The organism is Ruegeria sp. BF7 (assembly GCF_056538605.1).
In genome coordinates, this window is record NZ_JBQFTM010000020.1 from 25,957 (window position 1) to 49,121 (window position 23,165).

The following is a 23,165-nucleotide window of genomic DNA, read 5'->3' on the forward strand; positions in this document are numbered from 1 at the left end:
CGTTAACAGGACATGCAGATACCTATTAGGCTTTCTATTTGATGATAATCGTGTGAATTTGAAACTTATAGGTGAGAAAAATTCGCCCAAAGGATCGCAAAACATGACTGAAATTAGCGCTATCCCCGTTTTTGTTGCTGTGGCGGACCATGGCGGGTTCGCAGCCGCCGCCCGGCATCTGGGTCTTACAAAATCAGCGGTCAGCAAGCGGATCGGCGTGCTGGAGGCCCATCTGGGAACGCAGCTCTTTCATCGGTCGACGCGGTCCATTTCCCTTACCGAGGCGGGCGAAATCTATCTGGCCCACGCGGCGCAGGCGCTTGACGCAGCGCAGGACGCCGAAGACGCAGTTGCGGCGTTGCAGAGGCAACCGGTTGGATTACTAAGGCTCAGTACACCCATGTCCTTTGGACAGCTGCATGTTGCGCCTATGATTGCTGCATTCCTCAGGCAATATCCGGGGATCAGAATTGACCTGACGATGGATGACAAATTTGTCGACCTCGTCGAAGGTGGCATCGACGTGGCCTTACGCGCCGGAACGTTGCCGAACTCGGCTCTGATCGCACGCAAACTCGCCCCGATCCACAGCGTGATTGTCGCTGCGCCGGACTATCTTGCGCAGTCCGGAACGCCAGAATCACCTGAGGATCTTCTGGCGCATTCCTGCCTTCACTACGCCTATTCGCGCGACCCTTCGGAATGGCGCTTAGCCGGGCCCGCGGGTGACATGCGCGTTCAGACATCTGGTGATCTGCGCGTGAACAACAGCGAAGCCCTGTGCACCGTGCTGCTTGACGGTCTTGGTATTGGTCGCCTGCCGACCTTTATTGCCGGAGCCCACTTGACCAGTGGCCGTCTGGTCAGGGTGCTGCCCGAATATCGCCTGCCTGAACAGGCGCTGTACGCAGTCTTCCCTGAACGAAAGCACATGCCAGCGAAAGTTCGCGCGTTTTTGGATTTCGTCGTGGAACGCATCGGGCACGACGCACCCTATTGGGATTTGGATGCAGGTCCGCTTTAGGGACAAGGGCCGATGATACTCTAACATTAAACCTGGACCGACCAAGAACACCCAAAGTGCGGGGCAGTCCGGCAATGTCTTCTTCGGGGAATGCTGTAGTGCAGAGTCGGATATTCTTGAACGGCTGGATTGGGCCGGTTAGTCTTGATAGTTATTTATCCGAGCTGCAGAAGCTGCAGCCGCCAATGGCCTCAAGTTCCAAATGTTCTCGGGTTTTAGCAATTATAAGATTGGTCATTCTGTTTCTGACGACCGAGCCCACAAATTGATATCTTCTTCCGAACTGATTGCATCGATCCTTGCCAACTCTTCATCACTGAAGGCGAGGTTATCGACTACGCCTGCGCAATCTACGATCTGACCCGGCCGGGACGCACCAATAAGCGCGGTCGTTACGCGTCCGCCTCTTAACACCCAGGCCAGGGCCATTTGCGCCAGAGTTTGCCCGCGTGCCTCAGCCATGTCGTTCAGAGCACGCACACTTGCCAGAGATCGCTCGTTGATCATGCCATCAAGTAGCGACTTCCCTTGTGTAGCACGGCTGCCATCCGGAATATCGCGCAGGTACTTTGACGTTAGAATGCCTTGTGCCAGCGGCGTGAACGCAATCGATCCTACCCCAAGATCGTTCAGGGTATCGAGCAAACCGTCCCGCTCCACCCAACGGTTGAGCAGATTGTAAGAAGGCTGGTGAATCAGGCAAGGTGTGCCAAGGTCGTTGAGAATCTTCACCGCCTCGCGTGTGCGTTGGGAGTTGTAGCTCGAGATACCTGCGTAGAGCGCGCGACCCGACCGTACGATATGATCCAACGCGCCCATCGTCTCTTCGAGCGGCGTGTCGGGGTCAAAGCGGTGGGAATAAAAGATGTCGACGTAATCAAGCCCCATGCGCGCGAGTGATTGGTCACAGGACGCGATCATGTACTTGCGCGACCCCCATTCTCCGTAGGGTCCCGGCCACATGTCGTAGCCTGCTTTGGAGGAAATGATCAATTCATCCCTGTAGCCCGCGAAATCAGTTCTTAGGATTTCGCCAAATGCCTCTTCTGCCGATCCGGGTGGTGGACCGTAGTTGTTCGCCAGATCAAAATGAGTGATCCCATGGTCGAATGCGGTCCGACACATTGCTCGCTTGTTTTCGTGCGTCGAGTCCGCACCGAAATTATGCCACAGGCCCAAGCTGACAACAGGAAGCTTCACACCCGACCGCCCACATCGCCGATAAACCATTCGCTCATAGCGGTTCGGCTCCGGGGTGTAAGGAATGGGTTTTGGCTTTGGTGGTCGTTGAGCTTTGGTCATGCGCTTATAATCAATGGAATGTTGGGCCTGTCAAACGGATCAACTCCGGTAAGATCGACACGAGATTCTGCGCGTCCTAGATGGGTGTTTATGGTTAGTCTTACTCCAGCACCAATGTCTTACGGTTTAATCGATTGCGTTCGGTACCGCCGCATAGACGCCGCGAAAGTCTGCAATGCGGGCTGCAACCGCAGCATCAATATGGCGGGTTGGATGTCGGCTCTGGGCCGGTCTTCATCCAAGTGAAATGCGCCCGACCTCCGAATGTTGTATTGCCCCCACACGCCTCAGCCCAATTCAGTCATCCATCGTTGCTTGGGCAGGACAATAAATTGCGCATTTGACAACAAGTATTTGCGGCCCACATGCTGAAACGTGAAAATCGAGGTGGAACGACCAAAGGTAATTTCATGTTTAGATCATCAACCCGAAGTGAAGCAGAAAGCTTGTTAAGCGGACTTGCTCTAGGATTTTCTGCCGACCCATTCATGCGCTGGTTGTATCCTGAACCTGCCGATTTCCTTACCCACTTCCCGCGAGTAATGGACTTCTTTGGAGGGCGTGCATTTGAACAGGGCAGCGCGTTTCGAAACGATGATTTTACTGCTGGCGCACTTTGGCTTCCGCCAAGCATTCACCCTGACGAAGAACGGCTTGTCGCCTGTTTTGAGCAGACGGTCTCATCAGAAAAGCATGATGCGTTGTTCGAAACCTTCGGGCAGATGGACAATTATCATCCCGATGAGGACTGCTGGCATTTAGCTTTTATTGCGGTCGATCCAATTCGCCAAGGAAAAGGGTTGGGGTCCGCGTTGCTTGAATGCTGCCTCAAACGTTGTGACGAAGATGGAAGACCTGCTTACTTAGAGTCGACAAACCCTACAAATCTATCGCTGTATAAGCGCTATGGTTTCCAAGAGATGGGTCTAATCAAAGCCGACCAAGCCCCACCCCTGTTTCCGATGTTTCGAGCCGCCCAATAGCGGTAGATCAAACGGCTGCATTGTCCGCAACCTGTGAGTTTGTGCAGCGCCAAAATTTGCACTTGCAGCGAATGACCGGAATGCGGGCGCGGTCGCAGTGTCTCGACCAACCGGTGAAAGGCAGCTGTGGGCCGAACACGATCGTGGTTTCCCGCTTGATCCCATCACCGGCAACAAGAAAGCTTCACTGCGGCCTTTTCTGCCAGCATTCTATTATTACAGTAAGATGGCATCGCTGATCATCGTCGTATTAGATTTTCCGCAAGTATGCCCAAGAGACATACCCCTTTAGTCTACGAGCACGCTCCAATGAAACGCGGCACCAACGTGTGCCACCGGTCTGCTCGCAACTGTGAACTCGTAGTGCGGTTCCATTTGGAAGACCAACGATCACATTGAACCCTGTTCCAGGTCCGCTGCGCATTTTTAGCATGTCACCGTCTTCGACTCCAAAAACCTCATAAGGTCCCAGTGACGCCGCCGCAGCCGGCTCAACGCCCATGACGACCCCTAGGAACAAAGCCGCTAAGGGTGAGAAGATTGCATTGCGCATCTTGATGTCCTGCTTGTTGCCTCAACTACAATCGTAGCAATTCGGGTCACCAGAAGGAACAACTCCCAGAAAGAAATGTACGTGATACCAAAGCCTAAACCCCTACATATCTTCCAAGTGGTGGGGAACTCTGGCCCAGTTGGGGGCATCTTTCGCAAAAACCTTTTTCGATGGGCTGAAGTTGTTTGGTTCATCCAGTGTCCCAGCTGCAATGCTCGTCAATCCGAAGGCTGTCACACCCCACAAGCCTGACCCGCAGGTACCGCAGAAATGCTTGATAACAGGTCGGCCTTCCTTTGAGGTCTTCTCAAAGGTCCGTGGTTTGCCCTTCAGTAGCTGTAGATTTTCTGACTTTATCATGTACCCGGCGTAGCCATCTGTACCGGTCATCGATAGGCAATCTCTGCAAAAACACATGAGTTGCAGTACCGCTTCACCGGTGATCCGGTAGCGCACTTCACCACAGAAGCACCCACCTTCCAATGATTGTGCCATGTTCGTTCATCCCTCTATGTCCACTGGGAAGAGTAGTGAACATCGTATGCGCCCTAATCTGAGGCGGCAACATTTCCACATTGCTTCTGGCTATCTCACGCGGAATTTCATCATCTGACTAAATGCGGCAGTTTCCGGCCGTGAAAAATTCTCTTCTGCGTGAGTACGGTCATTAAAGAGAGAAAACTGTGCGGATGTCCGCTCAGTAAATGTAGGTCCGTTCCATTGAGGATCAGAATCCATTCCGACAAATGGATCTTGCAAAGCCATTGGACAGACGTTCTGAATTGACCGACAATCGGATCATGGAGCTGACGGCAACCACACCTGTCCACCTGATCCATGTGGATCCAGACGCCAACATGGCGCGGTTCTATGGGATTGAACTGCAGCCGACGCTGTTTGGCGAAGTGTCCGTCCTTCGCACCTGGGGGCGTATAGGCACAAATGGGCAAGCCATGATGGTGACTTACGAAGGCGAAGGCCAGGCCACTGATGCACTCCAAGAACTCGAAAAGCAAAAGCGCCGCCGAGGGTATGTCCCGGTCGGTGAGTGATTTCGGATTGCAATCTGTTCCATAGCAAATCCCGAGCCTGTCGTCTCGTGACCGGGCTCTAGGTTACAGCCGGCATGCCGGCTTCCACCCAGAACACCCCAGCATGATCTCCCTGAGCCAATAGCCCCTGAACCGTCTCTTGCGAGCCGGGGCAGGGGCTATTGGCTCATGGTCGGCCCATGCCGTGATGATCTGCCCGTTCGGGTGACGATCCCTTTTGCGCTCCCGCAGGATCGAAGATCCTTTGGCCATTTTTGGTGGGTCAGGCGGGATTTGGACAAGCCAAACGCCGCCCGACGTCAGGGGGAAGGCGCGGCCTCCCCCCTCGGACAAGACAAATAGACAAGACCGTGTCCTCGCGCGTTGCGCTGCGGGCCGCACCACTCTTGTCGATTTGTCCTGTCTCGCCCCTCTCCGCGTTCGCCACGGGGCAGGTTTTTGAGACGACGCCCTTTCAGGGCTCGGCTCAAAACCAGCACCAAAGGGGACCAGCCCCGGAGGTCGCACCACAAAAGGAGAGACGGTTTTGATCTTTGAGACGACAAATGACATCGAGAATGACACGAGCCTTCAGGCGGCAGAGATCGCGGCCCAGAATGACCTGATTCGGAAAGCCCTGATCGATCCGACTGCAGCGATTGAGATACACTCCAATGGCATTCACGGACAGGTGTTTGTCACGCCCGGCGTGTCGGGTGAAGGGATGGAGTTCCAGACCGCAGTTTTGAAGGCGGTCGCAACGGATGACCAGTTCGACGAGGGCAATGACCCTTATGGCGATCACACGTTCGGAACGGTGACAATCAGCGACCAAAAGCTGTTCTGGAAAATCGACCTCTACGACGCGGACTACACATACGGTTCCGACCGCCCGTTTGATCCCGCAGTGACCCGCCGTGTCCTGACCATCATGTGCCCCAGCGAATACTGATTTCTACCGCAGCTCGGAAAGGGGGTGATGAAAATAAGTCAGGAAACCTTGCAGCAACGACGGCGCGAAGCCGTTGAGCTGGTCAAGAAGGGAGGTCTCTCCGCCAAGATCGGCCTCGCCTTCTTGAAACAACACGTAGCCGCCTAAGCGGCCCCGCTCTACCCCGAAAGGGGTAGGGCACCCTTAACACGAAGCGAAACACTCAAACAAGGATTTGCCCCATGAGCAAAGTCGAAACATTCACCGCACCGGAAACCATTGAAACAATCGCCCTGTCCGATCTCTACCTGTCTGATCTGAACCCACGACAGGAGGTTGCCGAGGAAGGGATTGCCCTGCTGGCCGACAGTCTGGTCATGTGCGGCTTGATCCAGAACCTCAGCGGCTTGCGCGATGCGGATGGCAAAGTTGCCATCGTTGCCGGTGGTCGCCGCCTGCGGGCCTTGAGCATCGCCGTGACCGAGCGCGCCGATCTAACACAGGTCCCCGTGAAGATCACCGATAACCCGTTTGTCGCCGAGCAGTGGGCCAATGCGGAAAACACCGCCCGTGAGGAACTGGACCCGGTGGACGAGGTCCGCGCCTATGGCAAGATGGCGGAGAAATCCCTGTCTGTTGCCAAGATCAGCAATGCGTTTGGCGTAACCGAAGCGCATGTGCGCCGCCGCCTCGCACTGGCGGGTCTGCCCGCCGCTGTTCTGGACGCGCTCAAGGCCGGTGAGATCAGCATGGGTCTGGCCAAGGCCATGACCGTCAGCACTGAGGATGAGAAAATCCTGGAAGTGCTGGAACAGGCCAAGGAGTGCCGGTGGTTCAGCGAGCACGATGTGAAACAGGCCCTGACGTCAGAAGCTGTCAGCAGCACCAACCGCAAGGCGGTGTTTGTCGGACAAGAGGCCTATGTCAAAGCGGGTGGCACCGTCACCGCTGATCTCTTTGCTGATGAAACCCTGTTCAATGAAGGCGCGCTACTGGATCGATTGTTTGCTGAGAAATTGGCGACGGAAGCAGCGAAGCTGCGCGAGGCGGAAGGTTGGGACTGGGTGGACACCCACGAAGACAGCTACATTCCGTATGGGTTCTCGGGGACAGAAGGCATGCACCGTCTGGACATGGTGAGCCGGGACTTCACCGAAGAACAGGCCGAGCGGTATGACGAGCTGGGCGAGCTTTTTGAGACTGAGGCTCTGGATGCGGAGGTCGAGAAGGAACTAGCCGCGCTCGAAGACTATGCCGCGCCGTTCTATTCTGACGCGCAGCGCAAGCTGTCCGGTGTGTTTGTCTATGTCGGCAACTCCGGCGAAATCAAAACATCATCAGCCTATGTCACGGCAGAACATGTGCAAGCCGCCATTGAGGCCGGTGTTTTGGCCCCGGTCAAAAAGCCAGAGATCAAGGAGGCACCAAAACCAGCCTATTCGCAGAAGTTCATCGACGATATGGTGGCGATCCGGCTGGCAGCGGTTCAAACGGCCCTTCTGGAAAAGCCTGACTATGTGTTGAGCCTGTTTGCTTTCTATGCCACCCCGGCATCCGGGCTGACCATCAACCTGTTTGGGTTTGGCTACGGCGGTGCCGAGCGGAACACACCCGAGATCAATGACCAGTTCATCCTTGATCCGCGTCTTGGCGGGGAGCGGGACGAAGCGGCAGAGGCAGCCTATGACCAGTTCCAAGAGATGGCCGCACAAAGCAGCGTGGAGGCGTTCAAGGCGTTTCGTGAGCTGGGCAAGAAGACCCGCAACGGAGAGATCACCGCTTTTCTGGCCCGGCGGTTTCTGACCCAACGCCCGGAGTTTATGGCGGAGATCGAAGCTGAGATTGGCGCCGACATGCGCGCGATCTGGACCCCCTCTGCTGAGAATTGCTTCAAGCGGTTGAAAGGCCGGCAGCTGGATGATCTCTACAAAGACCTGCTGGACCTGCATGTGGACACCGACATGTTCAAAGCTTTCGCGAAATCGAAAAAAGGCGCAAAGAACGAAGCGATGCACAAGCTCTTCAACGATAAAGAGCATCGGGCGGCACTAGGTGTGTCTGAGGCACAGAAAGCTCGGATCGATGCCTGGGTGCCCGACTGCTTCTGAACCCAACGGGGCAGGGCGCTTTGCGTCCTGCCTATCAATCTCTGGCTGTGTTAGCCTCAATGATGAAAACTCAAAGTGGCATTGCGCGAACACCCCGTCGCGCATAGCTATCAGAGGTCGGCCACCCGGCTCATTCTCAAAAGCAATCACTTGATCAGAACGGATTTGGAAGGACCCATGGACACCTCATCAAACAAGCTTGAGAAAGCCGCCCGCCGCGTTTGGAAAACCGCGCAGATGTTTGTCGGGTTTCATACGGATCAGAAAGGCAAGCCGCGCGAACAGCCTAAGCTCTGGCCGCCCAAAAACGGGAGCGCGTCAATCCATGGTGACCCCAGCGCACAGGAAGCGATTGTTGTGGTGAAAGCCGCTGATCCGGAAGCCGCACAGGATGTGCAGATTAAGCTGCATCCAAACCGCATTGTTGTGCGCCGGGACGCGGATATGTGGTGGCAAGGCGTGGCGGTGGATGAGCATTCCGTGACGGTCCGCATGGCCGACAACACGATCATTGAAATCCGCCATGACGGATCGGTGAAGCGCCGCTCGGCGGAAGATGAAACCCATGTCGAAGCCGATGGCAGCATCTTCAAGTTCACCGAATTTGCCGAGGCGCATATGACAGGTGACGGGGTGGAAATGACCCGCCGTACCGAGGATCGCATTGCCACAATCACGGCCGACGGTGTTGTCGATCGCGCGCGCAAGCGTTAGCCTGTCTTCAATACCTCGAGACTTCCCTTTGGTTAAACTTGCGGCCCGCTTCGGTGGGCCTCTTTCTTGCGGGAAAGACTGTCAGCAGAGGCTTGCCGAAGTCGCCTCTATTCCCTCCACATGCCGTTCCAAATCCATGTTGACTGTTCTCGCCGACCTAGCCAATGTCGCGCGTTCGTATCGATGCGTCTGCCCCAGCGCACATGTGTTGGAGCCGGTGCAAACCATCAAGGAAACACAAGCAACATGACCGATGACTGGAACGACTATGCCGATGGTTGGGACGACAATGACGACGTCAGACGCTACGCGAGTCGCGCTTTCACCACGCTGGACGAGCACTTGGATATTCGCGGGAAGTACTGGCGATCAAAGCGCGTGCTCGACTTTGGATGTGGCACCGGATTGCTGGCGGAAAAAATTGCGCCTTTTGTGGAGGAAGTTGTCGCAGTTGATACCTCGGAGAATATGATTGCCGTCCTGCAGGAAAAGCAGCTGCACAATGTTAGAGCAGTTCATGGAGATATTCTGGCTGGAGATGTTTCGGGGCTCGAGAACGGGTTTTCAGATTTCGATTTGATCTGCGCGTCTTCCGTGTGCGCCTTTCTCCCAGACTACAGTGGCGCTGTGGCGGTGCTGGCGGGTTTGCTCAACAAGGGGGGACATTTCGTTCAGTGGGATTGGCATGCGTCAGATGATGACGGATTTGGGTTGACACCGAATCAAATGAAGGCCGCGCTGGAGGCGGCAACGCTTGGTTCAATTCGGGTCGAACAGATATTTGAGTTCAAATCTGAGGAGCAGGTCATGCCTGTTCTGATAGGAGCAGGGGTTCGAAATACGGAATGATCTTGTGTTTGGATGCGTGAACAAGCATTGCGTCCAATTAGCCAGCCATTGTTGTAAATCCGGGTGCGCTCAAGATTTTCGGATGAACAAGTATCCCTTTTGGGAAAGCTCCGTACTCCAGTTTGATTGGTGAGACTGGATTACGTCTTTGAACCCTTTGATGTTGGATGCCTCGTCAGCGATCAGAAGCCAGCCGCCATCTTCGACATGATTGAGCAACCGTTCCAATACGGTCTTCTGCAATGCCTCGGAGAGCATATGTAAGGTTCGGTCTATCAAAACCACATCAAATTTGCCTTTTGGCACGTATGCGGTGACGTCAGCCACAGTGCCCTCCACCACAAGTTTTTCTGATTTGGCCGCGCTGATCAGTTGCTGGATGCCGTTTGGAGAAATATCCACGCCAACGACATGGTGACCAAGCCGGGCGATGAACAGCGCGTCTCTGCCTTGACCGCAGCCAATGTCGAGAACACGCGCGCCGGTTTGATCAAACTGATCAAAAAAGTCGACGAATACCTGTGTGGGTTCGCCAAGTGCGTTTGGTTGTTCACCATAGAGTTTGTCGTAATTGTAAGCCATGAATCGGCGGATAGTAGATTTGGCCGCTGAATGCTAAGTGAAATATTTCGTGATCGTTGGCTGTTCCTTTCGACCGCGTCGAAAGCCTAGGTTCGGGCGGTTCTTCTTGGGCTGTGAGGCTCAAACTCAAGTGTTTGCTGCCGTCTTTTGCCCAACCCGCCCCGCTAAATTGAGTCCGTCTGTTAACCTGATCCACGCAAGCGCGGATCAGGGCCGGACCGTCCTGTCTTTGGCCTCCGCCCGTTGAAAAGCGCGACTTTTGCCACCGGTGATCGTCCGTCTTTTGCCACGAAGGTCATACCGATCCGCAAAGGCCACCCGCACTCCAAATTGAGCACTGCGCCCGTGTCGGACCGAGGCGATGTTGCCGCCATAAACCACATCGCATTGTTCAGATGGTCCGCGCGCAGCGATCCCAGAAAGTCTTGCCTATTCACTTGGCCCGACAGGTTCAACCTCGTTGCTGGAGATGATCCTCGGCTGCCGTGTTTCTGAAGGGATGAACATAAGCGGGTAGTCGGGGAAGACGCGCGGTGCCCGGACCGGGCACCGCGCTTCAACAAGGAATTTCCCCTGCGCCTGCGGCGCATTCCGCGCGGACCAAATTCCCTGCTGACGTCCCCTTGATGCCCGCTTTTCCCATGTTCATCGAAACACGCCATAGCGAGGATCAAACAATGGCAACTCAAACTCTGAAACTGAACGTCAAGACCGGTGAAAAAGAAGGCAAGACTTTCTGGGATCGGTGCGGGGTTCTCTTCGTCAACACCGATGAGACAGGCAACATCACCTCGATCCAGGTCAAGCACAGCATGTTCCCCGGCGTTGAGATGGTGGCCTTCCCGAAGCGCACCGATGACGAGCCCGTCACCGAATGACGAGAGGGCAGGGCGGCGCAAGCCGCCCTTTCTTCTGCTCCGGCCAGAGGCCGGAGCACATATGCGCCATGCGTGGCGCGCGGTCCAAAGACCGGGCAGGGACTCTGCCCTGCCTTAACGCGGCAGTTCGCACCCCTGCTACACCCGCCGCGCGAGCGGCGGGAAACAGAGCGCGCTGAGGCGCGCGAATAATGCCATACTGACCTTGAACGTGCCGGTATGTGACGGGCGCCGTTCGGGCAGCCCATGCGGTGCATGATTGCCCTGCGCCAGTCCACCGGCACCCACGCCTGCTGGCTGGAAAAGGGGCGGGACCCTTTTCCCGGCGTGGAGATTGCCTCCAAGAGCAAAACTGTTCCGAGGGCAATTTTAGAAAATGCGGATTTCTAAAATCACCCCCGGTTTCCTCTTGGAGAGTATGACAGGATAAGGTAGTTGTGTTACAAACTGAAAATACAACCAGAGGTATGCATTGAGCAAGCCCGCCGATACCACTGTCTTTTCCGTACGCTTGCCAGTGGATGCGCTGGAGCGTTTGGAGGCAGCTGTAAGTGTGCTGGGAGCCAAGAGCCGCAATCAGATCATCCAGCGTCTGATCTATCGGTTGATCGGTTATCTCGATCCCGACCCTGCTGTTGTGGATCTCTGGCAGAAGCACTTGCGGCAGGTTCAGGGTGGATACACCAACCTCAATCAGCTTGCGAAATCGGCCAAGCGCGGCACGGTCATCTGGACGGATGACGACCGCCGCGACGTCGAAAATCTCCATCGTGCGATCATCCAGCACCGGCAAGACTTGAAGGCGATGATCACTGCCGCCCGCCGAAGCCGAGAGCCTGAATCCGCCATTCGCCGGATCTTGCGCGACGACGATTGGACACCAGAAAAATGAACGCCGCAGCCCGTGATCTGACAGCCGGAGACTTCCTGGAACTTGCCTTCCGTGAGGCTCAGAAGGGTGTCGATCGTTCCAAGCGGATCAATCAGCAGCTGCAGATCGCAAAGCGCATGAAGTTCATGGTTTCGCGGTCCTCATCCATCAAGGCGCGGCTTGGTGCCGTGGTTGGAAAGCCCGAGGCGGTTGTGAAACACGTCCGCAAAGGTGGAGTAAAAAACGCGCATGAGCTGCGCCGCCAGATCAACTATCTGACCGTCCGGGCAGAGGGTGTGTTGGACATCCGAGACAATGGCGTGACCCCGCTCGATGCGGATCAGGTCAGTGATTTGATCGAGACTTGGGCCGAGGATTTCAATGGGAAAACCAACTACGGTTACACCCGTCACATGATCGTTTCTTTTCCCGAAGGCACCTATCCGGACGCCGCTCACGAGGCCGGTTTGGAGTTCGCGGATCGCCTGTTTGGGAGCGGTGATTTTGGCGATACCTGGGACTATCTGACAGTGTTTCACAACGACACCGATAACCCCCATGTCCACATCGTTGTGAACAACCGAGGCGTCGAGCATGGTCAGTGGCTCGCTATGGGCATGAGCAGCGAAATGAACATCGACGTTCAGCGCTCTATCCAGGTCGAGGTTGCAGAGGAATACGGTATTGAGCTGACCGCGACGACCCGCCTTGAGCGCGGTTTGCGGCAGGAAGTTGAGACCGATACGTGGAAAGTTCAGGCCGGAATGTCGGTTGTTGAAAGCACCCCGGAAGTCGAAGTTACGGCCCGCGACATGGCCGGTGATGTGATGACCCTATCCATCGCAAGAATGTCGGATCTGTTTGATGAGCGCGCCAACGCCGTCAAAGACCGGATCGAAGAGTTTGCCATCCAACTCGCTGAAAGTGAGGAACCTATGGTATCGAGAATGGAACATCTACTAGACCAAGCCCATCATTTTGATGATTACGGTGAGCCGGGAGACTCGTCTTATGTGTCCCCCGAAGTCATGAGCAACTTGCGGCGGCACATCGAATTAGGCGGTTCTGAGGAAACGATTACACCCGAGCTGAAGGCGCAGGTTGTTGCCCATATCAGCGACGTCCGGGACAACGAGCAGAGCCATCCGCACCTGTCTGCCCTTGCTGATATTGTCGATGACAAGGAGTTCCAGGCGTCCGCAGATTACGCCCCGGCATCACGCCGCTACGAGGTCTATATGCAGGATACCTTGGGCGAGGGGGCCTATGAGGACTTCCAGACTCAGACCAAAGAATTGCTGCAATCCATCGACAAGATGGAAGGGCTGGCCCGTGAGGTTGACGACCCTCATCTGCGTGTCGCAATGGATATTCAGATTGGTGAGCTGAAGGGCGACGTTGCGGATCTGCGCACCAACGATCCGGACCTTCAAGCCTTCATCCTCGAGGACCGCCGCTATTCAACGATGATGGGAATGGGCACCGCCGAAATGGATGTCTTGGATTATCCAAAGGCCGAACAGTGGGCGGCGATCCGCAAGGAAGTCACCGACACGGCCAGCAGCTACGGCCTCGATGGCGAGGCATTTGTTGCCCGCTTTGGCGATCATCACAACGTCACTTTGGGTACTACAATGGGATGGCGCAGCGACGACATTTTGACCGCAACGGCCCACTTCCAGGCTCAAGGATTGTCGGACAGCCACGACCGCGCGGAGGCCGTTGTTGACGAGCTGCACCAGCTTGCTTCTTCCAAGATCATCGCAATCTCAGAAGAACTCTCGGACGTTCACGCCCACGCAACGCACCCGCTCTTGCAAGGGCGCGGTGACGATGACGGTCACAGCCTATAGGACTTCACCCGGTCTGCCTGATGAGTGCGCCAACGCTCTGAGCAGATCCATCACTGAGTTATCCATCAACTCGCAAAGGAAAAACTATGGTTTCGCGTACAGACTATCTTTTGAACGAAGTCGAACACTTCGCACCCTATTCCCAATTCGATCAATCCGCCCCGCGCGAGGATCGCGTTTCAGAGCAGATCGACATCATCAAGAAAGAACAGCAGGCGATGGGCTTTGATCGTGCAGCCATCGCTTCAAAGAGCTTCGACATCGAGGACCAGGCCAACCGCCGTGTTGACGAACACACGGCGCAACAAAATCTGGTCGAAGAACTGAAAATCGAATTGGAGGCTGCGGAGCGGTCAGGGGAGCCGGTTGATCTGAACGATATGCAGGCTTTGGTTTCTCAGCACATGAACGATGCTCAGGAATACGACCTGTATCACCCCTACTATTCGTCCCTTGCGGATCTGTCCGGCGACAAAGGTTTTCAGGATTCCGACGACTACCAGTCGCCCGGTGATCGCTATGTTCAGTATATGCAATCCGCTCTGGGGCAGGCCGGTTTCGAGAACTACGAACAGCAGACCAAGGATATTGTGAACTCCATCGAGAACATGGAAGCTCTTGCACGAGAGGTCGAAAATCCGCATCTGCGCGCTGCAATGGACGTGCAGATCGGAGAGCTGAAGGGCGATGTTGCCGAGCTACGCCCATACGACACCGACCTGCAGGCGTACACTGTTGCTGACAACAGTTACACCACATCCATGAATGCGGCCGAGTTGGACAACCTGGACCCGACAGAAGCCGAAAAGTGGCTGGCTGTGCGTGATGACATTGTGGCGACCGCCAACAGCTTCGGTCTCGACGGAAACAAGTTCCTGGCCCGCTATAACGATCATGACAGCGTTTCAGTCGGCACCACGGCGACTTGGCGAGACGCGGACATTTCCACCGCTGCCGCCCATTTTAATAGCCAAGGCGTTCCGGACAGCTACGAGCGCGCCGAGGCCGTTGTCGGTGAGCTGCATCAAGTTTCATCCAGCAAGATTGCCGCCGTGGTGCAAGAGATTGCCCATACCCGCGAACAGGCTACCCACGTCCATGAGTATGATGGACACAGTCTGTAATTGCCGAGCAGAAGGTATTTATTGATGCAACAGGGCTAAATTCAGGCTCGGCGCAAAACAGGGCGGGATGGAATCTTCCGTACAGGATTTTTGGAAAACGACCCTTCGCTGCCGTTGACGTGTGCGACCGCAACGCGGACAAACCGGACTTGTGCGATTGCGGCAATTGCTGACGCAGCATTGATTTGCTGTCGCAGCACATTCATCGCTGCGTTGCAGCTGTTGTCGCCAGACCGGTCATTCAAAGCTATGATGATGCGATACTATCAAACTGTAGTTTCGAGGCACATAGGATCAGCAACTTAGACGCCGAACAAAGCCAACGTTTGCGTTGTCGCAGGCAGTGCAGCAGGACAGGCCATGCGGGCCTTCAGCCAGTAAGCAAATTCTCGTTGTGGCTCATGCAGGTGGCGGGGAAGAGGGGGTAATTCGCGGTCGTGGAATTTTTCATTAAGTTGAGATATTGAAGAGATTGGATCTTTGGTTCTTGCTTCGTGTTTGAATTGATCGGGAACGAAGCACCAATAGTGCTTCTATTTGTTGTTATGCTTTTTTGACGAGCGTAATCTTGTTTTTCTGACAGGAAATTAACGTTACTGCCGAACGCGATAGCCGGAAGCAATGATCTTGTTTATCAGAACAGCGGCGGCCTGGTGCATGTCCTTTTCATCGTTATTGCCGACCGCTGTTTCGTGGACAGCAGCTGCGTCATGCAGAACTCCCACAATTTCATGTTCGGGCAGAAGCTCACGATCTTTAATTGCAAGCAAAAGCGCTTCACAAATTGAGAGTGCGGCCATTCCTGAATGGTCTTGCCGGTCAGCCATGGTAGACGTCCTTTTCTAACAGGCGTCCAAGCATGGAAGCGCCACGATGAATTGCACCATACTGGCATAGATTGCTGTATACTAAACTGATCGAAAGCAGTCTTGGCGTCGGATAGTTTCGCGGGCTGCTCATCGATGAAGGAAGAACACTTGCGCACTATCAAAAATAGTCCACTCACCCGAAAGCTTTCAAACTTCGTCGCTCTGACTGAGGTTGAACTTGCGGTATTGGCACGCCTGCACAAGCGTCGCAGAACCTTTGAAGCCGGACGTGACCTTGTGCATCAAGGGCAATCAGAGCAGGCGGCCTACATTCTGGCCTCGGGCTGGGTTTGTTCCTACAAAACCCAGACTGACGGGTCGCGTCAGATCGTCGATTTCCAAATACCGGGTGACTTTCTGGGCTTGCGAAGCGTTCTGTTGCACACCTCGGATCACAGCATAGAACCAATCATGGAAATCCAAGCCATTGAAGTAGTAGTGGATGATCTCCTGGAAGCATTTGCGCAGACGCCCCGGCTGGCGACAGCAATTCTTTGGGCGGTATCTCGAGATGAAGCGATGGTGGTTGAGCACCTGGTCAACATAGGACGGCGAGATGCGGGTGAGCGCATGGCGCATTTTCTTTTGGAACTTGGTGTGAGGTTGACTCAGGTCGGGATGGCAAACAAGACGGGATACACTTGCCCCCTGACACAATACCACCTTGCCGATGCGCTGGGACTGAGTGCCGTGCATGTTAATCGTGTCCTACGGCAACTGCGGGAGAAGGGGTTGGTTACTTTTCAATCCGGGCAAGTGGCATTTGATGATTATGACGGACTGGTGACGTTGGCCGGTTTTGACCCCACTTATCTGGATCAGACCGGGCCACTGTTGAAGCAATAGGTTCACCCCTTCAGCGATGCCGGGATTTTGATGATAGTTGCCTGGTTAGAGACGCCATTCGCTTCGGCAGATTTTGGATTTCACCGAAAAAGAAGCGCAAGATAAATACAGTCCGATTGCGGTACTGGATTTCCTGCGCTTCTCAAATACTCGTTAAGAACACGCCAGCAAATATCCCGCCAACACACATCACGTTGCCGGAATCCAAACATCGTTGCACTGACGCAGGTTAGTCAATTTTTGGCAGTACCTGATCCTCGGGCACCAAATGCATTTGAGATTCCAATAAAATCTCAGGTCATTGGCCGCAGACTAACATCGATCAGCGCGCGTCTGCCATTTGCACATTATTCTAAATTACAACGCCAGTACTACCGCAGCGCTTACGAGCGTGTACCGCGGCAGACTGCGCGGGGAAGATCCAACAAACTATATGGAGGACCAAGGTGAGCACGAGATCGTCCAGTTCTTTGGTGACGTTTTCAAATCCGTTCTCTTTGTCCGGCTACCCGGATGAACTTCCTGCAGGCGAGTATGAAGTAGTTGTTGTTGAAGAACTACTACAGGGCCTGAGTTTCGAAGCATATCGCAGAACCGGAACCTACCTGACAGTTCAGGGCAAAGGCAGCAAGCCAGGCCGCACGGAAATGCGCCCAATTGACCCAGAAGATTTTGAACTGGCGCTCAAGCAAGACCAAACCTTGGCCACATCTAACAATGACAGCGATGCGGCGCTTTCCCCGCAGGAGGAATAGATTATGAACACGCCCGAATGGCTTAAACCCGGAATCTACGGCGCCCTGATCGGAGGGGTTTTCGTAGGCGTCGTTGGATTTTCATGGGGTGGATGGATGACCGGCGGTAGCGCGAACAAGATGGCCAACGCCATGTCCCGCGACAATGTAATCGCTGCGTTGGTTCCGGTCTGCGTCGACATGGCGAGAACTGACGCCCAACGCGCCGAAAAAATAACGACGATCAAAGAGGCTTCTTCTTTCAAGCAGAAGGATGCCGTCATGGCGGCTGGCTGGGCAACGGTGCCGGGATCCCAAACTCCTAACAAAGACCTGGCGCAGGCCTGTATCGAGGGGCTGAACCTGGATGGATCGTAACTCAATCACTCAACATTCGGACAACGCCGTTTGCATCAGGGCAAATCGAAAGAATCAGTACCGGTTTTGCGCTCACTTAATGGCTGCGTTGTTTGTTGTCGTCTTCAGCAGTTTGGCGAGCTCCTTTATCTCATCAAGTCCCGCATCGGCCGAAACAATTTCGATCCCGGATAACGCGCATCCCAAAAAGTATGGCGACGGTTGGAAATGCGATTTGTCCTATCGGTTGAAAGGCGAAGAATGCGTGGCCATTGTCGTGCCGGGAAATGCCTACCCCACAAACAGAACCTATGGCTCAGGGTGGGCATGTATGCATGGCTTTGTTGAAGTTGGCGGCACCTCATGCACTGAAGTGATTGTGCCTGAAGGTGGATATCTCGATCCATCAGGTGAGAGGTGGCGGTGCCTGCGCGGATACACAAGAGTAGACGATAGCTGCCAGAAAATCGTGGTGCCGGATAATGCTTACCTGACGAACAGCACTTATGGATCTGCATGGCGTTGCAACCGTGGCTACGAAAAAGACGGAGAAGCATGCGTGGCAGTAGCGGTGCCGGAAAACGCTTTTCTGAACGCATCAACCAGCGGGCGTCCCTGGACGTGCGAGCGTGGGTATTTTGAGCGCGACGGACGGTGCGATGCCGTTTTTGTGCCTGAGAATGCTTTCTACGATGACGCGATCCATGGAGTTGGATGGAAATGCGAACGTGGCTACGAGGCGTCCGGTGATCGCTGCAATGCAATCGAGCTACCGGCAAATGCCCATATCGACCGATCCGGCAATGGGTGGCAATGCCACAAAAACTATCATCGATCAGAAGGGCTGTGTGTTCTGAACCAGTGAGAATTCAGACAGAAAGCCCACTTTCCCAAACTTCACAATTTTTGCCCGCCCTTACCAAGGACGCGCGTTTCACACTCTAAAAAGGAATAAATATGAAACCCGTACCCATTGCGTCGGATGCCAAGCAGTTCATTGCCAGCGATGCGCAAAAGCTGGCGCCTGAACAAGCAGTTTTTCCAGAGCTTCACCGCAAGACACTCGTGACAGATACACCGACTGCAATTGTGTATTGCGAAGGAAACTTCGCAAAGATCGATGGCAAGACGGCTAATGGTCTCGTTCGACATTCACAGGCCTATCGCGTTCTTTCGGTGATCGACAGCACGTATGGCGGTTGTGACAGTGGCAAAGTGCTTGATAATATCGCAAATCAGGTTCCCATCTTCGATGATCTTGATGCCGCCGTCGCTAATGAAGCTACGATCCCCGACACGTTTATTTACGGAATGGCGCCGGCCAGCGGCAGAATGTCCCTTGAGGATCGCGAAGTTGTTGTGGATGCGATAACGCTCGGAATGAACATCGTCAGTGGGCTGCATGAATTTCTTAGCGATGACAAAGAGCTCGCCGGATTTGCCAAAATTCACGATGTCACGATACGCGACATTCGCAAGCCGCGGCCCAATCCCGACCTGCGCCTGTTAGATGGCAGTATTGGAGACGTCCAGGCGATCCGCATCGCGGTGTTCGGCACCGATTGTGCAATTGGAAAGCGTACAACCGCGACAATCCTGACAGGCGCACTTAACGCGCATGGGATCAAAACAGTTTTGGTCGGCACCGGCCAAACTGGTTTGATGCAGGGCGCCAAGTATGGTGTCGCGATGGATTCGGTGCCGCCGCAATTTTGTTGTGGCGAACTTGAGCGCGCTGTCGTTGCGGCATCCGAGGGTGAGCACCCGGATGTAATAGTGATCGAGGGCCAGGGCGCGCTAAGCCATCCGGCTTTTTGCACATCAGCCTTCATTCTGCGAGGCAGTCAGCCACATGCAGTTATTCTTCAACACGCGCCTAAACGAAAACGTCGATGTGATTTCCCCAACATGACTATGCCCGACCCTTGCGATGAAATCACCCTGATCGAGGCTTTTGCGAACACAGAGGTAATTGGCATGACGATCAACCATGAAGGAATGAATGATGTTGAGATTTCAAAGGCCATCACAGACTACAACTGCAAATTGTATCTCCCGGTCACTGACGCATTGAACCGTCCTCCAAAAAACTTGGTGAATATGGTTCTATCTGCCTTTCCGCGCTTGCAACCCGTACGTGCTACGACGATTGAATGAGCAAGCTGCGTATCGACGTTGATCTGGACAAAATTCGGTACAACACACGGTTCCTGGTCGACCACCTTAGACCCCGCGGAATTACGGTGACAGGTGTGACAAAAGCCGTTTGCGGTCATCCTGAGATTGCGAATGCTATGCTTGAAGGTGGCGCGACAGGGCTGGCGGACGCGCGGATCAGCAATATCATGCGTATGCGCGATGCTGGAATCTCGTGCTCTATATCCTTGATCCGAACGCCCATGCTGAGCCAGGTCGCGCAAGTTGTTGATAACTGCGATGTCAGCTTCAACACTGAGATGGACATTATCGCCAGTCTGGCCATCGAGGCGCTGGGGAAGAACATTACTCACAATATTATCTTGATGGTGGAAATGGGGGATATGCGGGATGGCATCTTGCCTGAACACCTTGAAAGCACTGTGTCTCAAATTCTTAGAATGGAAGGGATTTCTCTGAAGGGGATTGGCGCAAATTTTGCCTGTCTGGGTCATGTGGCACCCTCTGCAGGAGCAATGGAATTGCTTTCTTCGCTTGCCGCCGACACCGAACTTGCAAGTGGACCCGCTCTGGAAACAGTGTCAGGCGGCGGCTCTGCCAGTTTGCCATGGGCGCTTGGCAAGGGGGCGACCGGAAAGATCAACAACCTGCGTCTGGGTGAGGCCATCCTGCTGGGTACCGATCCCGTTTCGGGATACGCGATCGACGGGCTTTACACAGATGTTTTTACGCTTTGGGCGGAAGTGATCGAAACGAAGACCAAATCAAATCCAAATCCCTTGCAAATGAATTATCCTATACTTTCAATGCAGTGTGTGACTTTAGACAGTCCTTCGAATACTCGGTCGATCCTTGCGATCGGACTCCAGGACACTGATGCGGCGGGTCTAATATTCCCTGCTGGCGTCACGTTCGTCGGAGCCACCAGTGATCATATCGTTGTAGAAAACACCAATTGGCTGCTTCGCCCTGGTGGCGAGGTGAAGCTGAGAATGAAGTATAGCGCGCTCTCGCGCGGCATGGCTGCACCCGATGTAGCAAAAGTCTTCCATGGTGATAGCGCTTTGGTTGACTGCAACGCAGCGAACACTGATCGCCCATACTCGAATCGAAAATAGCGCGCCAAGGTGCCGCCGCCTCGGTTCTGCTTCAGCCATCCGTCTTATTCTACGGCTTTACGTAGTAAATGAGGCACCCAATCCCTATATTGGACGTAGCCGCATTCACTTTTCACACCCTATCTGGGCTCGTGGGTGATGCGGACAATCAAAGGATCAAAATGATGTCTTTTAAAGACCTGACGACCAGAGCGGCTGCCGCACTGAAGGAAAACGATGCGGACGCGCCGAAAAAAGAAGTGACGTCGAAAGGGCAGGACACCGTCCCCGAAAAACCAAAGCCTAAACCCCAAAACTGATAATACCCTGCCGGGAGTGGGTGGCTTGTTCTTGTCTGCATCTCCGAGCGAGCGGTATCAGCAAAGGAGAACTACCCAAATGAACCAGATAATCAGCAAGACAATCGCAGTCTTTTCCAGGCCGTTTACTTTCCCTGGCTTCGACGAATTACTCCCGGCAGGCGAGTACGACATAGAAACTGAGCTTTCCGCACCACCAGATTATTCGGACCCAGAAGCCTGGAAGGCCTCGGTGTTAATCTGTCTGCATCCACGGAAATCTTACCCCGGTCTGGCGCGTACCTTGACCGTTTCTCTTACTGATTTGGAGAGAGCCCGCGCAAAGGATAAATTGTCTTCAAAGCAGTTGTCGCAGTTCTTGCTCGACCAACTTTTGGCCGATCCCATGGTGCAATTGATTATGGAAGCGGATGGCGTTTCAGAGACTCAACTTCGGCACCTCTACTCGGAGTCGCTCATCTCTGAGGCAGACGACATATCATCAGATCAACGAGCCCTACCGCGAGGATGCGGAAACGGTTCTCGGTATACTTTCGCTGTCCAAGCTGCTGAGAACGAAGGAATGCCGGTTCGTCCTATTAAAACCCCTCGGATTACAGGCTGTCCCATTGGACAGACTGAAATGGGCAGCTCCTTCAATCTCAAGGCTTAGGGCTCGGAACTTTCTTTTCCAGTCGCTGTATAAACCAAAACAGAAATCGAGGCTAAGAACTGATGGAAGACTCCGACGACGAAGCAGATACGATCATGGCTCGCGCCCACAATGACGTGCCGCAAGAACGCCCGTGTCTTCGTTGCAGAACTCCATTCTGGAGCGAAGGGTTCGGAGAGCGGATTTGTCGACGCTGCAAGGGGTTGAACGCGTGGCGAAATGGCGTATCGGTAAGCCCCGGGTTAGCTCGGCGTCGCTGATAACCTGACGCCGGTCTTACCAGCTTTTCTGATCATATCTCATTTTACCTCATTGGTGCTGACCCAGCCCGCTAATCCGGGCCGTTTTAGTGTGGAACCAGGTCGGTAATCGGCGCTGAAGACGAAGCGTAACCGCAATCGGATTGGAACCGAGCGGATATGGCACGCATTCGCTTCGCCGAACCAAAGTAGCTGAGATCTTCCGCAAGAAAGGAAATCTCCGCGCGGTCCAACTTCTGCTCGGGCACACAAAAGTCGATAGCACCGTGCGATACTTGGGCGTTGAATTGGAAGACGCGCTAAGCATTGCAGAGCGCATAGACATCTGAGACAGTTTGGCGTTCGGCACTGTCGGTCGCCAATCCATAGCGGTTCTAGTTCTTTTACGCAGGGGGGGGACGTAGCGAGCCCTGAGCGGAAGTGTCAAAATCTTGTTGCATGCGCTCGCAGCACAGATTTCTCGGCACAGGCGCAATTTACAGGGTACCGGACCGAGCGGCCATTTGATCGCACCGCGGGTACTTGTGCAGAAGCGGCGCGAACATCCCCGCCTGACAGCCAATGTCGTCCGGCCAGTCATTCCTAGTTACGAGGAAGCCTTGATCACATACTCCTCTTTCGCCGCACTCAGGCCCGACAATTGAAACGCGGACTTAAACTGCCACCCGCTGCTAGTCTGGCCCCAAATCGATACAACGAAAAACTAATACCAGACAATTTCTTTCGGTAGTTCACCAGGAATCTTGGTCACCAGCAGTTCCAAAAACTATCTGCCCTAGTGGTGCTAGCGTTGCGACGAGGGAAACTTCCTTGACTCTATGCTGGCTAAGGACCACAAAAAGTGCATTGGTGAAAATTACTCGTCGCCGCGATGCTGCCGGTTTCGATGATCCAATGGCCTTCAGACTAACTGTAGCATGTGCCTCAGCATAGGAACGGGTTCCGCTGGGGTCTTCGCTATGAGCTCGTTCCTCGCAAGCATTTGCAACTGTCACCTGACGTGCTCCAGTCATCGCGTGACCCATGAAAGAAGGCGCCGTATGAACAGCACATGGCTCTTAAATTGCGTG

24 protein-coding genes and 1 pseudogene are annotated in these 23,165 nt (G+C 54.3%); 20 read left to right on the forward strand and 5 right to left on the reverse strand.

Annotated features, from left to right (window positions below):
• The first annotated feature begins 103 nt into the window (after window positions 1-103).
• Window positions 104-1,024, forward strand: coding sequence for a LysR family transcriptional regulator (locus ACR0IK_RS22135; RefSeq protein WP_480643310.1), 921 nt, complete (start codon window positions 104-106; stop codon window positions 1,022-1,024).
• Window positions 1,025-1,258: 234 nt separating this feature from the next.
• On the opposite strand, the gene mgrA is transcribed toward ACR0IK_RS22135, so the two are convergent.
• Entirely contained in the window at window positions 1,259-2,290 is a 1,032-nt protein-coding gene (gene mgrA, locus ACR0IK_RS22140; protein ID WP_480489078.1) for an L-glyceraldehyde 3-phosphate reductase, read from the reverse strand.
• 401 nt (window positions 2,291-2,691) lie between these two features.
• On the opposite strand from mgrA, the gene ACR0IK_RS22145 reads away from it, so the two are divergent.
• On the forward strand, window positions 2,692-3,309 hold the full coding sequence (locus ACR0IK_RS22145; RefSeq protein WP_480596544.1) for a GNAT family N-acetyltransferase: 618 nt from the start codon (window positions 2,692-2,694) through the stop codon (window positions 3,307-3,309).
• Window positions 3,310-3,559: 250 nt separating this feature from the next.
• Here ACR0IK_RS22145 and ACR0IK_RS22150 read toward each other — a convergent pair whose 3' ends face one another.
• On the reverse strand, window positions 3,560-3,862 hold the full coding sequence (locus tag ACR0IK_RS22150) for an SH3 domain-containing protein (protein ID WP_480609275.1): 303 nt from the start codon (window positions 3,860-3,862) through the stop codon (window positions 3,560-3,562).
• A 102-nt stretch (window positions 3,863-3,964) separates the two neighbouring features.
• Entirely contained in the window at window positions 3,965-4,357 is a 393-nt protein-coding gene (locus tag ACR0IK_RS22155; RefSeq protein WP_171722476.1) for a GFA family protein, read from the reverse strand.
• A 269-nt stretch (window positions 4,358-4,626) separates the two neighbouring features.
• Here ACR0IK_RS22155 and ACR0IK_RS22160 point away from each other — a divergent pair, with 269 nt between their 5' ends.
• The 5 genes from ACR0IK_RS22160 to ACR0IK_RS22180 all read left to right on the forward strand — a co-directional run bounded on the left by ACR0IK_RS22160 (window position 4,627) and on the right by ACR0IK_RS22180 (window position 9,495).
• Entirely contained in the window at window positions 4,627-4,914 is a 288-nt protein-coding gene (locus ACR0IK_RS22160; protein ID WP_480643311.1) for a WGR domain-containing protein, read from the forward strand.
• 526 nt (window positions 4,915-5,440) lie between these two features.
• The gene (locus tag ACR0IK_RS22165; protein ID WP_480643312.1) at window positions 5,441-5,845 is read left to right on the forward strand and encodes a DUF3768 domain-containing protein; all 405 of its coding nucleotides are present in this window, start codon (window positions 5,441-5,443) and stop codon (window positions 5,843-5,845) included.
• Between the two features lie 221 nt (window positions 5,846-6,066).
• Entirely contained in the window at window positions 6,067-7,932 is a 1,866-nt protein-coding gene (locus tag ACR0IK_RS22170; RefSeq protein ID WP_480643313.1) for a ParB/RepB/Spo0J family partition protein, read from the forward strand.
• A gap of 177 nt (window positions 7,933-8,109) precedes the next feature.
• Window positions 8,110-8,646 carry a hypothetical protein gene (locus ACR0IK_RS22175; RefSeq protein WP_480643314.1) on the forward strand — a complete coding sequence of 179 codons (537 nt, stop codon included), beginning with the start codon at window positions 8,110-8,112 and terminating at the stop codon, window positions 8,644-8,646.
• A 246-nt stretch (window positions 8,647-8,892) separates the two neighbouring features.
• Window positions 8,893-9,495, forward strand: coding sequence for a methyltransferase domain-containing protein (locus ACR0IK_RS22180; protein ID WP_170591528.1), 603 nt, complete (start codon window positions 8,893-8,895; stop codon window positions 9,493-9,495).
• A gap of 69 nt (window positions 9,496-9,564) precedes the next feature.
• Here ACR0IK_RS22180 and ACR0IK_RS22185 read toward each other — a convergent pair whose 3' ends face one another.
• Window positions 9,565-10,077 carry a class I SAM-dependent methyltransferase gene (locus tag ACR0IK_RS22185; RefSeq protein WP_170510954.1) on the reverse strand — a complete coding sequence of 171 codons (513 nt, stop codon included), beginning with the start codon at window positions 10,075-10,077 and terminating at the stop codon, window positions 9,565-9,567.
• A gap of 677 nt (window positions 10,078-10,754) precedes the next feature.
• Between ACR0IK_RS22185 and ACR0IK_RS22190 the strand changes: the two genes are divergently transcribed.
• The 4 genes from ACR0IK_RS22190 to ACR0IK_RS22205 all read left to right on the forward strand — a co-directional run bounded on the left by ACR0IK_RS22190 (window position 10,755) and on the right by ACR0IK_RS22205 (window position 14,803).
• Entirely contained in the window at window positions 10,755-10,955 is a 201-nt protein-coding gene (locus tag ACR0IK_RS22190) for a hypothetical protein (protein ID WP_170591530.1), read from the forward strand.
• 472 nt (window positions 10,956-11,427) lie between these two features.
• Window positions 11,428-11,847 (forward strand): ubiquitin-activating E1 family protein, encoded by a 420-nt coding sequence (locus ACR0IK_RS22195; protein WP_170510945.1) that lies wholly within the window; start codon window positions 11,428-11,430, stop codon window positions 11,845-11,847.
• Window positions 11,844-13,679: a relaxase/mobilization nuclease domain-containing protein gene (locus ACR0IK_RS22200; RefSeq protein ID WP_480643315.1), complete on the forward strand. Its 1,836-nt coding sequence runs from the start codon at window positions 11,844-11,846 to the stop codon at window positions 13,677-13,679. The genes ACR0IK_RS22195 and ACR0IK_RS22200 overlap by 4 nt, the downstream gene beginning before the upstream one ends.
• 86 nt (window positions 13,680-13,765) lie before the next feature.
• On the forward strand, window positions 13,766-14,803 hold the full coding sequence (locus tag ACR0IK_RS22205) for a hypothetical protein (RefSeq protein WP_480643316.1): 1,038 nt from the start codon (window positions 13,766-13,768) through the stop codon (window positions 14,801-14,803).
• A 593-nt stretch (window positions 14,804-15,396) separates the two neighbouring features.
• Here the strand turns inward: ACR0IK_RS22205 and ACR0IK_RS22210 are convergent.
• Complete coding sequence (locus ACR0IK_RS22210; protein ID WP_010442296.1) at window positions 15,397-15,630, reverse strand: hypothetical protein; 234 nt, start codon at window positions 15,628-15,630, stop codon at window positions 15,397-15,399.
• A 135-nt stretch (window positions 15,631-15,765) separates the two neighbouring features.
• Between ACR0IK_RS22210 and ACR0IK_RS22215 the strand changes: the two genes are divergently transcribed.
• From ACR0IK_RS22215 to ACR0IK_RS22255, 9 genes and pseudogenes are all read left to right on the forward strand, one after another.
• Window positions 15,766-16,518: a Crp/Fnr family transcriptional regulator gene (locus tag ACR0IK_RS22215; protein WP_170772338.1), complete on the forward strand. Its 753-nt coding sequence runs from the start codon at window positions 15,766-15,768 to the stop codon at window positions 16,516-16,518.
• 473 nt (window positions 16,519-16,991) lie between these two features.
• Window positions 16,992-17,273 carry a hypothetical protein gene (locus ACR0IK_RS22220; protein WP_480547650.1) on the forward strand — a complete coding sequence of 94 codons (282 nt, stop codon included), beginning with the start codon at window positions 16,992-16,994 and terminating at the stop codon, window positions 17,271-17,273.
• Between the two features lie 3 nt (window positions 17,274-17,276).
• Window positions 17,277-17,630, forward strand: coding sequence for a hypothetical protein (locus ACR0IK_RS22225; RefSeq protein ID WP_480643317.1), 354 nt, complete (start codon window positions 17,277-17,279; stop codon window positions 17,628-17,630).
• The gene (locus ACR0IK_RS22230; protein ID WP_480643319.1) at window positions 17,620-18,474 is read left to right on the forward strand and encodes a hypothetical protein; all 855 of its coding nucleotides are present in this window, start codon (window positions 17,620-17,622) and stop codon (window positions 18,472-18,474) included. The genes ACR0IK_RS22225 and ACR0IK_RS22230 overlap by 11 nt, the downstream gene beginning before the upstream one ends.
• 92 nt (window positions 18,475-18,566) lie before the next feature.
• Window positions 18,567-19,766 carry an N-acetyltransferase DgcN family protein gene (locus tag ACR0IK_RS22235; RefSeq protein WP_480643321.1) on the forward strand — a complete coding sequence of 400 codons (1,200 nt, stop codon included), beginning with the start codon at window positions 18,567-18,569 and terminating at the stop codon, window positions 19,764-19,766.
• On the forward strand, window positions 19,763-20,884 hold the full coding sequence (locus tag ACR0IK_RS22240; protein ID WP_480643322.1) for an alanine/ornithine racemase family PLP-dependent enzyme: 1,122 nt from the start codon (window positions 19,763-19,765) through the stop codon (window positions 20,882-20,884). The genes ACR0IK_RS22235 and ACR0IK_RS22240 overlap by 4 nt, the downstream gene beginning before the upstream one ends.
• A 164-nt stretch (window positions 20,885-21,048) precedes the next feature.
• Window positions 21,049-21,183, forward strand: coding sequence for a hypothetical protein (locus ACR0IK_RS22245; RefSeq protein WP_480643324.1), 135 nt, complete (start codon window positions 21,049-21,051; stop codon window positions 21,181-21,183).
• Window positions 21,184-21,262: 79 nt separating this feature from the next.
• Window positions 21,263-21,835, forward strand: a complete 573-nt coding sequence (locus tag ACR0IK_RS22250) for a hypothetical protein (protein WP_480643325.1) — start codon at window positions 21,263-21,265, stop codon at window positions 21,833-21,835.
• Window positions 21,836-22,223: 388 nt separating this feature from the next.
• Window positions 22,224-22,424 (forward strand): annotated as a pseudogene (locus tag ACR0IK_RS22255) (integrase); the annotation flags it as partial.
• Window positions 22,425-23,165 lie beyond the last annotated feature (741 nt).

What these genes read in the sequence shown, in the direction of transcription:
- ACR0IK_RS22135 (WP_480643310.1), top strand. Translation starts at nt 104, where the DNA reads ATGACTGAAATTAGCGCTATCCCCGTTTTTGTTGCTGTGGCGGACCAT.
- ACR0IK_RS22145 (WP_480596544.1), top strand. Translation starts at nt 2,692, where the DNA reads ATGCTGAAACGTGAAAATCGAGGTGGAACGACCAAAGGTAATTTCATG.
- ACR0IK_RS22150 (WP_480609275.1), bottom strand. Translation starts at nt 3,862, where the DNA reads ATGCGCAATGCAATCTTCTCACCCTTAGCGGCTTTGTTCCTAGGGGTC.
- ACR0IK_RS22155 (WP_171722476.1), bottom strand. Translation starts at nt 4,357, where the DNA reads ATGGCACAATCATTGGAAGGTGGGTGCTTCTGTGGTGAAGTGCGCTAC.
- ACR0IK_RS22170 (WP_480643313.1), top strand. Translation starts at nt 6,067, where the DNA reads ATGAGCAAAGTCGAAACATTCACCGCACCGGAAACCATTGAAACAATC.
- ACR0IK_RS22175 (WP_480643314.1), top strand. Translation starts at nt 8,110, where the DNA reads ATGGACACCTCATCAAACAAGCTTGAGAAAGCCGCCCGCCGCGTTTGG.
- ACR0IK_RS22180 (WP_170591528.1), top strand. Translation starts at nt 8,893, where the DNA reads ATGACCGATGACTGGAACGACTATGCCGATGGTTGGGACGACAATGAC.
- ACR0IK_RS22185 (WP_170510954.1), bottom strand. Translation starts at nt 10,077, where the DNA reads ATGGCTTACAATTACGACAAACTCTATGGTGAACAACCAAACGCACTT.
- ACR0IK_RS22190 (WP_170591530.1), top strand. Translation starts at nt 10,755, where the DNA reads ATGGCAACTCAAACTCTGAAACTGAACGTCAAGACCGGTGAAAAAGAA.
- ACR0IK_RS22200 (WP_480643315.1), top strand. Translation starts at nt 11,844, where the DNA reads ATGAACGCCGCAGCCCGTGATCTGACAGCCGGAGACTTCCTGGAACTT.
- ACR0IK_RS22205 (WP_480643316.1), top strand. Translation starts at nt 13,766, where the DNA reads ATGGTTTCGCGTACAGACTATCTTTTGAACGAAGTCGAACACTTCGCA.
- ACR0IK_RS22210 (WP_010442296.1), bottom strand. Translation starts at nt 15,630, where the DNA reads ATGGCTGACCGGCAAGACCATTCAGGAATGGCCGCACTCTCAATTTGT.
- ACR0IK_RS22215 (WP_170772338.1), top strand. Translation starts at nt 15,766, where the DNA reads ATGAAGGAAGAACACTTGCGCACTATCAAAAATAGTCCACTCACCCGA.
- ACR0IK_RS22225 (WP_480643317.1), top strand. Translation starts at nt 17,277, where the DNA reads ATGAACACGCCCGAATGGCTTAAACCCGGAATCTACGGCGCCCTGATC.
- ACR0IK_RS22230 (WP_480643319.1), top strand. Translation starts at nt 17,620, where the DNA reads ATGGATCGTAACTCAATCACTCAACATTCGGACAACGCCGTTTGCATC.
- ACR0IK_RS22235 (WP_480643321.1), top strand. Translation starts at nt 18,567, where the DNA reads ATGAAACCCGTACCCATTGCGTCGGATGCCAAGCAGTTCATTGCCAGC.
- ACR0IK_RS22240 (WP_480643322.1), top strand. Translation starts at nt 19,763, where the DNA reads ATGAGCAAGCTGCGTATCGACGTTGATCTGGACAAAATTCGGTACAAC.
- ACR0IK_RS22245 (WP_480643324.1), top strand. Translation starts at nt 21,049, where the DNA reads ATGTCTTTTAAAGACCTGACGACCAGAGCGGCTGCCGCACTGAAGGAA.
- ACR0IK_RS22250 (WP_480643325.1), top strand. Translation starts at nt 21,263, where the DNA reads ATGAACCAGATAATCAGCAAGACAATCGCAGTCTTTTCCAGGCCGTTT.